The organism is Mycobacterium sp. MUNTM1, assembly GCF_054660795.1.
The window spans coordinates 20,620-31,871 of record NZ_BAAGDE010000067.1 but is presented as its reverse complement, the minus strand read 5'-3'; the positions used below and the strand labels follow the sequence as shown (position 1 = coordinate 31,871).

The 11,252-nt window shown below is 71.1% G+C and carries 12 protein-coding genes; 8 read left to right on the top strand and 4 right to left on the bottom strand.

The window, feature by feature from the left end:
* The 3 genes from infB to ACYQ8K_RS26460 all read left to right on the top strand — a co-directional run.
* On the top strand, positions 1-2,435 hold a 2,435-nt coding region (gene infB / locus ACYQ8K_RS26470; protein ID WP_459973758.1), incomplete at its 5' end, for a translation initiation factor IF-2.
* Positions 2,435-2,923: a 30S ribosome-binding factor RbfA gene (gene rbfA / locus ACYQ8K_RS26465; RefSeq protein WP_459973757.1), complete on the top strand. Its 489-nt coding sequence runs from the start codon at positions 2,435-2,437 to the stop codon at positions 2,921-2,923. The genes infB and rbfA, both read left to right, overlap by 1 nt.
* Positions 2,898-3,905, top strand: coding sequence for a DHH family phosphoesterase (locus ACYQ8K_RS26460; RefSeq protein ID WP_459973755.1), 1,008 nt, complete (start codon positions 2,898-2,900; stop codon positions 3,903-3,905). The genes rbfA and ACYQ8K_RS26460 overlap by 26 nt, the downstream gene beginning before the upstream one ends.
* A gap of 12 nt (positions 3,906-3,917) precedes the next feature.
* Here the strand turns inward: ACYQ8K_RS26460 and ACYQ8K_RS26455 are convergent, their stop codons facing one another.
* Together ACYQ8K_RS26455 and ACYQ8K_RS26450 are read right to left on the bottom strand one after the other, a co-directional pair.
* Positions 3,918-4,499, bottom strand: a complete 582-nt coding sequence (locus tag ACYQ8K_RS26455; protein ID WP_459973753.1) for a hypothetical protein — start codon at positions 4,497-4,499, stop codon at positions 3,918-3,920.
* Between the two features lie 56 nt (positions 4,500-4,555).
* Entirely contained in the window at positions 4,556-5,305 is a 750-nt protein-coding gene (locus tag ACYQ8K_RS26450) for an enoyl-CoA hydratase (protein ID WP_459973751.1), read from the bottom strand.
* A gap of 70 nt (positions 5,306-5,375) precedes the next feature.
* Here ACYQ8K_RS26450 and ACYQ8K_RS26445 point away from each other — a divergent pair, with 70 nt between their 5' ends.
* Positions 5,376-5,654, top strand: a complete 279-nt coding sequence (locus ACYQ8K_RS26445; protein ID WP_459973749.1) for a DUF2277 domain-containing protein — start codon at positions 5,376-5,378, stop codon at positions 5,652-5,654.
* Positions 5,651-6,211, top strand: a complete 561-nt coding sequence (locus ACYQ8K_RS26440; RefSeq protein WP_459973747.1) for a DUF1802 family protein — start codon at positions 5,651-5,653, stop codon at positions 6,209-6,211. The genes ACYQ8K_RS26445 and ACYQ8K_RS26440 overlap by 4 nt, the downstream gene beginning before the upstream one ends.
* Here the strand turns inward: ACYQ8K_RS26440 and ACYQ8K_RS26435 are convergent.
* Both ACYQ8K_RS26435 and ACYQ8K_RS26430 read right to left on the bottom strand, forming a co-directional pair.
* Positions 6,170-7,900 carry a CocE/NonD family hydrolase gene (locus ACYQ8K_RS26435; protein WP_459973746.1) on the bottom strand — a complete coding sequence of 577 codons (1,731 nt, stop codon included), beginning with the start codon at positions 7,898-7,900 and terminating at the stop codon, positions 6,170-6,172. The two genes, ACYQ8K_RS26440 and ACYQ8K_RS26435, sit on opposite strands and share 42 nt — an antisense overlap.
* Before the next feature lie 52 nt (positions 7,901-7,952).
* The gene (locus ACYQ8K_RS26430; protein WP_459973744.1) at positions 7,953-8,540 is read right to left on the bottom strand and encodes a DUF3558 domain-containing protein; all 588 of its coding nucleotides are present in this window, start codon (positions 8,538-8,540) and stop codon (positions 7,953-7,955) included.
* 160 nt (positions 8,541-8,700) lie between these two features.
* Here ACYQ8K_RS26430 and ACYQ8K_RS26425 point away from each other — a divergent pair, with 160 nt between their 5' ends.
* Genes ACYQ8K_RS26425 through truB form a run of 3 tightly spaced genes read left to right on the top strand, consistent with a single transcriptional unit; the run spans position 8,701 to position 11,248 of the window.
* Positions 8,701-9,678: a metallophosphoesterase family protein gene (locus ACYQ8K_RS26425; RefSeq protein ID WP_459973743.1), complete on the top strand. Its 978-nt coding sequence runs from the start codon at positions 8,701-8,703 to the stop codon at positions 9,676-9,678.
* Positions 9,675-10,355 carry a 4'-phosphopantetheinyl transferase PptT gene (gene pptT, locus ACYQ8K_RS26420; protein ID WP_459973741.1) on the top strand — a complete coding sequence of 227 codons (681 nt, stop codon included), beginning with the start codon at positions 9,675-9,677 and terminating at the stop codon, positions 10,353-10,355. The genes ACYQ8K_RS26425 and pptT overlap by 4 nt, the downstream gene beginning before the upstream one ends.
* Complete coding sequence (gene truB / locus ACYQ8K_RS26415; protein WP_459973739.1) at positions 10,352-11,248, top strand: tRNA pseudouridine(55) synthase TruB; 897 nt, start codon at positions 10,352-10,354, stop codon at positions 11,246-11,248. The genes pptT and truB overlap by 4 nt, the downstream gene beginning before the upstream one ends.
* The last annotated feature ends 4 nt before the right edge of the window (positions 11,249-11,252 follow it).

Genomic DNA, 11,252 nt, shown 5'->3' with positions numbered 1-11,252 from the left:
CGCCCCCCCCCCCCCCGCCCGCCCCCCCCCCCCCCCCCGCCGCCCGCCCCCCCCCCCCCCGGGCCCCCCCCCCCCCCCCCCCCCCGGGGCGGGCCCCCCCCCGCCCCCCCCGCCCCGGCGCCACGCCGGGCCCGCGTCCGGGCCCGATGCCCAAGCCCCGCGCCCCGCGCGTCGGCAACAACCCCTTCTCGTCGGCGCAACCCGTCGACCGGCCCATCCCGCGTCCGCAGGCGCCCCGCCCCGGAGCGCCCCGCCCGGGCGCCCCGCGTCCCGGCGGTGCCTCGCCGGGCAACATGCCGCCCCGGCCCGCCGGCGCCGGTGGGCCCGGTCGTCCGGCCCGGCCCGGCGCTCCGCGTCCCGGCGGCGGCCGTCCCGGCGGTCCCGGCGGCCGTGACGGAGGCGGCGGCAACTACCGCGGCGGCGGTGGCGGCGGAGTCGGCGCCCCGCCCGGGGGTGGCGGCGGTTTCCGCGGCCGTCCCGGTGGCGGTGGCGGTGGCCGTCCCGGCCAGCGCGGCGGTGCGGCCGGCGCGTTCGGCCGTCCCGGTGGTGCGCCGCGACGCGGCCGCAAGTCGAAGCGGGCGAAACGCGCCGAATACGAGAACATGCAGGCCCCCGTTGTCGGTGGCGTGCGGTTGCCGCACGGCAACGGCGAGACGATCCGGCTGGCCCGCGGTGCGTCGCTGAGCGACTTCGCCGACAAGATCAACGCCAACCCGGCGTCGCTGGTGCAGGCGCTGTTCAACCTCGGCGAGATGGTCACCGCCACCCAGTCGGTCGGCGACGAGACGCTCGAGCTGCTGGGCAGCGAGATGAACTACGTCGTCCAGGTCGTCAGCCCCGAGGACGAGGACCGCGAGCTGCTGGAGTCCTTCGACCTGACCTACGGCGAGGACGAGGGCGGCGAGGAAGACCTGCAGACCAGGCCGCCGGTGGTGACCGTGATGGGTCACGTCGACCACGGTAAAACCCGGCTGCTGGACACCATCCGGAACGCCAGCGTCCGCGAGGCCGAGGCGGGCGGCATCACCCAGCACATCGGTGCCTACCAGGTGACCGTCGAACACGACGGGGAAGAACGGCCGATCACCTTCATCGACACCCCGGGTCACGAGGCGTTCACCGCCATGCGTGCCCGCGGTGCCAAGGCCACCGACATCGCGATCTTGGTGGTCGCCGCCGACGACGGCGTCATGCCGCAGACGGTGGAGGCGATCAACCACGCCCAGGCCGCCGACGTGCCGATTGTGGTGGCGGTCAACAAGATTGACGTCGAAGGCGCCGATCCGGCCAAGATCCGCGGCCAGCTCACCGAATACGGTTTGGTGGCAGAGGATTTCGGTGGCGACACCATGTTCGTCGACATCTCCGCCAAGCAGGGCACCAACATCGAGCAGCTGCTCGAGGCGGTGCTGCTGACCGCTGACGCGGCCCTGGACCTGCGGGCCAACCCCGACATGGAGGCCCAGGGTGTGGCGATCGAGGCGCACCTGGACCGCGGTCGCGGGCCGGTGGCCACGGTCCTGGTGCAGCGCGGCACGCTGCGCGTCGGCGACTCGGTGGTGGCCGGCGACGCCTACGGCCGGGTTCGCCGCATGGTCGACGAGCACGGCGAGGACGTCGAGGAGGCGCTGCCGTCGCGGCCGGTGCAGGTCATCGGTTTCACCTCGGTGCCCGGCGCCGGCGACAACCTGCTGGTCGTCGACGAGGACCGCATCGCCCGCCAGATCGCCGACAAGCGCAGCGCGCGCAAGCGCAACGCGCTGGCGGCGCGTTCCCGCAAGCGGATCAGCCTGGAGGACCTGGACTCGGCGCTGAAGGAAACCAGCCAGCTGAACCTGATCCTCAAGGGCGACAACGCCGGTACGGTCGAGGCCCTGGAAGAGGCCCTGATGGGCATCCAGATCGACGACGAGGTGGCGCTGCGCGTCATCGACCGCGGTGTCGGTGGCATCACCGAGACCAACGTCAACCTGGCGTCGGCCTCGGATGCGGTGATCATCGGCTTCAACGTGCGCGCCGAGGGCAAGGCCACCGAGCTGGCCAACCGCGAGGGTGTGGAGATCCGCTACTACTCGGTGATCTACCAGGCGATCGACGAGATCGAGAAGGCCCTGCGCGGCATGCTCAAGCCGATCTACGAGGAGAACCAGCTGGGTCGCGCCGAGATCCGGGCGATCTTCCGGTCCTCCAAGGTCGGCATCATCGCCGGCTGCATGATCAGCAGCGGCATCGTGCGGCGCAACGCCAAGGCGCGGTTGCTGCGGGACAACATCGTGGTCACCGACAACCTCTCGATCACCTCGCTGCGACGGGAGAAGGACGACGTGACCGAGGTCCGCGAGGGCTTCGAGTGCGGTATGACGCTGGGGTATTCCGACCTCAAGGAAGGCGACATCATCGAGTCCTACGAGTTGGTCCAGAAGGAACGCACCTGATGGCCGACCCGGCCCGGGCGCGCCGTCTGGCCAAGCGGATCAACACCATCGTCGCCTCGGCGATCGAGTTCGAGATCAAGGATCCCGGGCTCGAAGGCGTCACCATCGTCGACGCGAAGGTGACCGCCGATCTGCACGATGCGACGGTGTTCTACACGGTGATGGGACGCACGCTGGACGACGAGCCGGATTATGGGGCCGCCGCGGCCGCCCTGGAACGGGCCAAGGGCGCGCTGCGCACCATGGTCGGGGCCGGCACCGGCGTGCGTTTCACGCCCACGCTGACGTTCACGCGCGACACCACGTCGGACAACGTGCAGCGGATGGACGAGTTGCTGGCCCGGGCGCGCGCCGCGGACGCTGATCTGGCGCGGGTTCGTTCGGGCGCCAAGCCGGCTGGGGAGGCCGATCCATACCGGGATAGCGGATCGGGCGCGGAGCCCGGCCTGGACGGGAGCACCGGTGACGACGACCAACACGAATACTGAGTTGGACGGCCCCAGGGTGGGGACGCGCGTCGACGCGGCGGGTGCGGCCGATCTGCTGTCGAACGCCGGCACCGTCGCGGTGATCGCGCACGTGCACCCCGACGCCGACACCATCGGCGCCGGGCTGGCGCTGGGGCTGGTGCTGGACAAGTGCGGCAAGCGGGTCGAGGTCAGTTTCGCCGAGCCGGCGGGGCTGCCCGAGTCGCTGGCGTCGCTGCCCGGCTGCCGACTGCTGGTCAGCCCGGACGCGATGCGCCGCGACGTCGATCTGGTTGTCACCGTTGATGTTCCGAGCGTCAAACGGCTGGGCGCGTTGAGCGACTTGGCCGTCGAGGCCGACGAGGTGCTGGTCATCGACCACCACGCCTCCAACGACGTGTTCGGCACCGCCAATTTCGTTGACGTGTCGGCCGATTCGACCACGATGATGGTCGCCGACATCCTGGACGCGTGGGGCAAGCCCATCGATCCCGATGTCGCGCACTGCATTTACGCGGGCCTGACGACCGACACCGGCTCGTTCCGCTGGGCCAGCGCGCGCGCCCTGCGGCTGGCGGCCCGGCTGGTCGACGGTGGCGTGGACAACGCGGCGATCAGCCGCACGCTGCTGGACAGCCACCCGTTCGGCTGGCTGCCGCTGCTGTCGCGGGTGCTGGCCTCGGCGCAGCTGCTGCCGGACGCCGCGGGCGGCCGGGGGCTGGTGTATGCCGTTGTCAGCAACCAGGATTGGATCAGTTCACGGCCCGAAGAAGTCGAGAGCATCGTGGACATCGTGCGGACCACGCAGCAGGCCGAGGTGGCCGCGGTGTTCAAGGAGATCGCGCCGCAGCAGTGGTCGGTGTCGATGCGGGCCAAGGCCGCAGTGGACCTGGCGTCGGTCGCGTCCGGGTTCGGCGGCGGCGGGCACCGGCTCGCTGCCGGCTACTCGACCACCGGGACCATCGATGACGCGGTGGCCTCGCTGCGCGTCGCGCTGGACTAGAACGGCGCTGGACTAGAACGCCCAGCTTCCCGAGCGCTGCACCACGAATCCGTGGTCGCCGCTGGTGGTGTCCAGGCAGGCGACGAGGTTGTCGGCCCCCACCGCGCAGGTGACGTTGAGATAGGTCAACTTCTGGCCCGATCCCAGCGCTTTGCCGCCGGCCGGCAGCGGGGGCGCGTTGCCGTCGCATCCGCCGTAGGACATCCGGCTCAACTGATAGCCCGGGCCCTTGAAGTCCACCGACCCCACCACGCAGTCGCCGGGCCGCGGGCGGCCGCCGGGGAAGGGCACGTCGTCCATCCCCAGCATGTCGCCCTTGCACTTGATGTCCTGCGACGGCTGCGGCACCGGCGGCGGCCCGCCGTAGAAGTCGCAGACCAGAGCGGGACCGGCGGAGAAACTGACCCGCGGCGGGCTACCCGGCGCGCCCGCGCCCTGATAGCCGTCGGCCGGGACGGCGGTGAAGGCGTCCAGGTTGGGAAAACCCGGCGGCGGCAGCGCGCCCGCGTGCGGCGCGGACGCCGCGATCGCCGAGGCGGCCGCCAGCGTCAGGCCGCCGAGCATCCGCAGGACGACTCCGGCGACCGCGTTCATCAGCTGATCGTATGGTGTGGTCCGGATCGACGGGAATGGGCAGGTGCAGATCCCGGTCAGCGCACCTGCGAGCGGCCGCGTTGCAGCACCGCCTCCCGGTTGGCGGCGATGTCGTCGCCGCTGGTCCGAAACTGTCGGGCGGCCGTCGCCTCCTGCCACAGCCCCGCGCTGGTCTGCGCGTCGTCGATGCGGTGATAGGACGCCAGCAGCGCGCGCACCGCGTCCTGGTTGTTCCCGACGATCGAGGCCGCCACCGCCCGCGCGGCGCCCAGCAGCTGGTCGTGCGGCACCACCTCGGTCACCAGGCCGGCGCGCAGCGCGTCGGCGGCGGACAGGTAATCCCCGGTCATGCTCATCCGCCGGGCCAGCCCGACCCCCACCTTCTGCGGCAACCGCACGCTCAGGCCCCAGGTGGGCAGCAGGCCCACCCGGGCGTGCGTGTCGGCGAACCGGGCGTTCTCCGAGGCGATCAGGATGTCGCAGTACAGCGCCAGCTCCAGCCCGCCGGTCACCGCGGCGCCGTTGATCGCGCCGATCACCGGCTTGGTCAGCGCCGGCCACCGCGGCGAGATGTCCGGGAGCGCCGTCGAGCCGCCCAGCTCCTTGAGGTCCAGCCCCGCGCAGAACACCGGGTCGGCGCCGGTGACGATGACGACGTCGACGTCGTCGTCGGTTTCGGCGTCGGCCAGCGCGCCGAAGAAGCGGTCCCGCAACGCCGAGGACAGCGCGTTGCGCGACTGGGGTCGGTTGAGGGTCAGGGTGCGCACTCGCTCGTCGGTGTCGATCAGCAGGATCTCGTCGGTCATGAGATCACCGTAGCCAGCCCGCCGACGCGAGCAGAGGCGGTACCGCGCGGCGGCGCTTATCGTTGTGCTCATGTGCCGAAACATCACCGAACTGCGTGGCCTGCAGCCCGCGGCCACCGCCGAGGAGATCGCCGCGGCCGCCCGGCAGTATGTGCGTAAGGTCAGCGGCATCACCCACCCCGCCCGTCTTCCTGAGGCCAGCGTCTCCGCGTTCGAGGCGGCGGTTGCCGAGGTCACCGAGACGACGACGCGGTTGCTGGGGCAGCTGCCGCCGCGGCGCCAGCCACCCAAGACGGTCCCGCCGCTGCGGCGGCCCGAGGTGATCGCGCGGATGGCGGGTGTGAAATGACCGTCACCACAACGATGCCCGCGCTCAAGGAGTGGAGCGCGGCGGTACACGCCCTGCTGGACGGCCGCCAGCGGGTGCTGCTGCGCAAGGGCGGCATCGGGGAGAAGCGGTTCGAACTGGCCGCGCGGGAATTCCTGTTGTTCCCGACGGTCGCCCACAGCCACGCCGAGCGGGTGCGCGCCGAGCATCAGGACCTGCTGGCACCCGCGGCCGCCGACAGCACCGACGACGAGCTGGTGATCCGGGCCGCCGCGAAAGTCGTTGCGGCGGTGCCGGTTGAGCGCCCGGATGGCCTTCCGGCCATCGAGGACCTGCACATCTGGACGCCGGAGTCGGTGCGCGCCGACCGGCTCGACTTTCGTCCCAGGCACAAGCTGGCCGTGCTGGTGGTGTCGGTGATCCCGCTGGTCGAGCCGGTGCGCATGGACCGGACTCCGGAGTACGGCGGGTGCAAGAGCTGGGTCGAGCTGCCGGTGCAGGCGCCGTGGGCGACGCCGGTGCACGACGACACGGCGCTAGCCGCCGTCGCCGCCCGGGTCCGCGCCGCCGTTGGCTGACGGCTCGGCCGGCCCGACCGGCAACAGCAGCCGGGAGCGCCCGTAGCGCACGGTGTGGGTGACCTGCGTCGGCTGCCGGCCGGTCAGCACGGGTTCGCCGGAGCCGAGGTTGTGCGCGTAGCGCGGGGACCAGCTGCCGGCGATCAGTACCCGGATGCGCGAGCCGGGCCGGAAGCGGTGGGCAATGCCGTCGAGGTCGAGCCGAACGACCTTCTCCGACTTGGGTTTTGCCGCGGCATGCAGCCGACGGTACGCCTCGCTGACGTTGCGCGACCGCCCCTTGCCGTCGACCTCGCTCACCCGCACGAACAGGTCGGCGTGCGGACCGTCCGCGCCGTGTGCGAGCTCGACGACCGGGCTGCCGTAGACGTACACGTCCTCGGTAAGGGTGGCGCTGGTGAACGCCAGCACATCGGCACGCGACGCCAGCCGGCTGTCGTCGCGGTAGCCGCCGTTGGCGGACAGCAACGGGCCGCCGGTCGTCGGCGTCGGGTTGGCCGGGTCATGCCGAAAGGTGGCTGGGGCCAACCCCTTCAGGGTCGGCGCGGTCTCGCCCAGGTAGCCGCCGGGCCGCAGGTACAGGGCGCGTTCCGTGGTGGCCGGCGGCCAGTCGGGCAGGTTGCGCCAGCCGCCGCCCGCGCCGCCGCCGGTGACGTAGACCCGGACCCGGCTGGGCCGGCGCGACCTGGTCGCATCGCCCAGATGGGTGCCCAGCCAATCCAGTGCCTCCCGGGCGCAGGTGGAGAACCCGGTGGTGAGCAGCTGGGTGTGCGTCCAGGGGCCGACGGTGAGCGCGACGTCGGCGCCGCGGCCACGCAGGTGCGCGTACTGCTGCAGCGTCTGCCTGATGAAGATGTCCTGCCAGCCGCCCACCAACAGCACCGGCACCTGCACGCGGTCCAGTGCGTCGTTGCACCGCAACGCATTCCAGAACGGGTCGTCGGGTTCGCTGTGCTCGACCCAGGATTCGAACCAGGGGGCGCCCGCACCGAGCAGGCTGCGCGCGGCGTCACCCAGCGGCACCGCGGCCGCCGCCCGCGCCACCCTGCGCCGTGTCTGCAGCTGGCGCAGCGCGGCGCGAATACGCACCGGGTCCTCTTGGTGCGCCACCATGTCGCTCCAGCCAAGAAAGTCATTGACCGCGAATGAGCCGGTGCCCCAGGTTGATTCGTTGAAATCGTGCGGGCCCACCATGATGACGGCAGTGGCCAGTTCCGGCGGTGGATCCTGCAGCAGCGCCCACTGGGTGAACCCCAGGTAGGACATGCCGATGGTGGCGAAGCGGCCGGTGAACCACGCCTGCTCGCGCAGCCAGGCGACGGTGTCGGCGCCGTCGGCGACCTCGTTGGCCATCGGCTCGAACTCCCCGCCCGATCCGAACGTGCCGCGCACGCTCTGCAGCACCACGTGGTAGCCGCGCGACGCGTACAGCGCGCCGAAGATCAGGGTGAACGGGAATCCGCGCCCGTAGGGCCCGCGGACCAGCAGGGTGCCCAGAGTCGACGCGGTGGCCGGCGCGTAGTGATCGGCCACCAGCTGCACCCCGTCGCGCATCGGCACAGCGACGCGCTCCACGGTGTAGTCGGTAATCGCCGGCGGCAGGCCGAGCAGCCGGCCGGCGGCCTTGCCGCCCAGGTGTCGCAGGGCGTGCAGCGTGGGCTGCGCGGGTTGGATCGAGGTCGTACTCACGGTCCTCACATTAAGGCCCGCTCGACCGGCGTCGACTCAACCCGGGGAGAAATCAGAACTTGTAATACGGCGCGAGGTCGTTGGCGCGCTGCAGATTGGTCTGCATGCAGTCGACCTCGGGGTTGGAGTAGACAGTCGAGTAGTACAGCGCCTGCTGCAGGACGCCGTAGCTGGTCTTGAACGCGACCATGCACGAGTAGAACCAGTAGCTGTTGTGGTACGTCGGCTTGAGCACCCAGTACTGCGCGGCGCGGTGACCCGCGATCGTCGTCTCGACCGCGTCGGCGGGCAGTGACTGCTCGTAGGTGCGCCAGATGATCGGCTCGACGGCCACCTGATAGTTGCCGGCGTCGAAGTGGCAGCGCAGCCCGTCTTCGTGTTCGGGCGGTGTGAAGCCCAAGCCGAGCCCCTGGATGACGTCGAACGGGATGTCCTCGCACGCGTCGAAGGGGCGCGGGTCGGTGGTCGCCACGATCGGGCTCTTCATGGTGGTTTCCATCGGCTGGGCGGTCGACCTCAGCTCGACGGACCGGTCGCCGCCATCCGGCGCGGCCGGCGAGGTCAACAAGCCCGCCGTGCCGCCGATGGCCGCTGTGAGCAGCGCACCGAGCGCCCCCATCAGACGAACATTGGCGAACACGACACCCCCCTGACGCCTCAGCGGTCCTTTCGGGGGAGTGTACAAGTCCCGCGCGCGGCGTCACAGGCAAACCTGAACTTGTTCTAACTCACCCGCTCGCGGCCCGAAATGACGCCCGCGAACGGGGCTTGCCCGCTGCGGGTCGTTAGGGTGGTTAATCGTGGCTGGGCATTCAGCGGGGCACGAACCGACCAACGGTGGGCAACCGACGCTGTGGGCGGTGTCCGACCTGCACACCGGTCACCTCGGCAACAAGCCCGTCACCGAATCGCTGCACCCCTCCTCGCCGGATGACTGGCTGATCGTCGCCGGTGACGTCGCCGAACGCACCGACGAGATCCGTTGGGCCCTTGACCTGCTACGACGGCGCTTCGCCAAGGTGATCTGGGTGCCGGGCAATCACGAGCTGTGGACCACCACGCGCGACCCGGTGCAGGTCTTCGGCAAGAAGCGCTACGAGTACCTGGTCAACATGTGCGACGAGATGGGCGTGGTCACGCCCGAGCATCCGTTCCCGGTCTGGACCGAGCGCGGTGGCCCGGCCACGATCGTCCCGATGTTCCTGCTCTACGACTACAGCTTCTTGCCCGAGGGAGCCACGAGCAAAGCCGAAGGCCTGACCATCGCCCGCGAGCGCAACGTGGTGGCCACCGACGAGTTCCTGCTCTCCCCGGAGCCGTACGCCACCCGTGAGGCGTGGTGCCGCGAGCGCCTGGAGATCACCCGCGCCCGCCTCGAAGAGCTCGACTGGATGAACCCGACCGTCCTGGTGAATCACTTCCCGCTGGTCCGCGACCCCTGCGACGCGCTGTTCTACCCGGAGTTCTCGCTGTGGTGCGGAACCACCAAGACCGCCGACTGGCATACCCGCTATAACGCCGTGTGTTCGGTCTACGGCCATCTGCACATCCCGCGGACCACCTGGTATGACGACGTGCGCTTCGAGGAAGTGTCGGTGGGTTATCCGCGGGAGTGGCGGCGCCGCAAGCCGCCCAGCTGGCTGCGCCAGGTGCTGCCGGATCCGCAGTACGCGCCGGGCGACCTCAACGACTTCGGCGGCCACTTCGAGATCACTCCCGAGATGAAGGCGCAGGCCGCGCAGTTCCGGGACCGGTTGCGGCAGCGGCAATCACGATGACGGGGGACACGCTGGTTTCCTCGGTGCTGCCGGTCGCCGACGGCCTGGCCTACTCGGAGGCGTATGCCGATCCGCCCGATCTCGCCCCGCTGCCCGAGGAGGAGCCGCTGATCGCCAGGTCGGTGGCCAAGCGGCGCAACGAGTTCATAACCGTCCGGCACTGCGCCCGGATCGCGCTGGGTGAGCTCGGCCTGCCGCCGGTGCCGATCCTCAAGGGCGAGAAGGGCGAACCCTGCTGGCCCGACGGCGTGGTGGGCAGCCTCACCCACTGCACGGGATATCGGGGTGCGGTGGTGGGCCGCACCGATGCGGTGCGCTCGGTGGGCATCGACGCCGAACCGCACGACGTGCTGCCCGACGGCGTGCTCAACGCGATCAGCCTGCCGGCCGAGCGCAGCGAGATCCCCGCCCGGCTGACGGGGGACCTGCATTGGGACCGAATCCTGTTCTGCGCCAAGGAGGCGACGTACAAGGCCTGGTTCCCGTTGACCAAGCGTTGGCTGGGCTTCGAGGACGCGCACATCGCGTTCGAGGCCGACGGGCCCGGGGCGGCGACGGGCGGTTTCGTGTCGCGGATCCTGATCGATCCGGAAGCGCTGTCCGGCCCGCCGCTGACCGAGCTGCGCGGCCGCTGGTCGGTCGAGCGCGGGCTGGTGCTGACCGCCATCGTGCTATGAGCCAAAGCCCCACCGGGCCAGGGATAGTCGTCGTCGACAAGCCGCCCGGAATGACCAGTCACGACGTGGTGGGGCGCTGCCGCCGGATCTTTTCCACCCGCAGGGTGGGCCACGCCGGGACGCTGGACCCGATGGCCACCGGCGTGCTGGTGATCGGTGTCGAACGCGCCACCAAGATCCTCGGCCTGCTGACCGCGACGGCCAAGTCCTACACGGCCACCATCCGCCTGGGCCAGAGCACGTCCACCGACGACGCGGAGGGAGAGCTCGTCCGCAGCGTCTCGGCGCGGCATCTCACCGGCGACGCGATCGAGTCGGCCGTGGGCGGCCTGCGCGGCGACATCGAACAGGTGCCGTCGACGGTCAGCGCCATCAAGGTCGACGGCAAGCGCGCCTACCGGCTGGTGCGCGAGGGCCAGACCGTCGAGCTCAAGGCCCGCCCGGTGCGCATCGACCGATTCGAGGTGTGCGACATCCGGCCCGGCGGCCACGACGCCGTCGACCTGGACGTCGAGGTCGACTGCTCGTCGGGCACCTACATCCGGGCCCTGGCCCGCGACCTCGGCGACGCCCTGGGGGTGGGCGGGCACCTGACGGCGTTGCGGCGCACCGGCGTCGGGCGATTCGGGCTCGATCAGGCCTACCCACTCGACGAGCTGGCGGAGCGCCCGCGGCTCAGCTACAGCCTGGACGAGGCCTGCCTGTTGATCTTTCCGCGCCGCGACCTGTCGGTCGCGGAGGCCGAGGCGACCGGCAACGGCCGGGCGCTGGCGTCGGCCGGCATCGACGGCGTCTACGCGGCCTGCGACCCCGACGGCCGGGTGATGGCGCTGCTGCGCGACGAGGGCTCCCGGACCAAGCCGGTGGTGGTGATCCGCCCGGCGACGCTGTAACGGC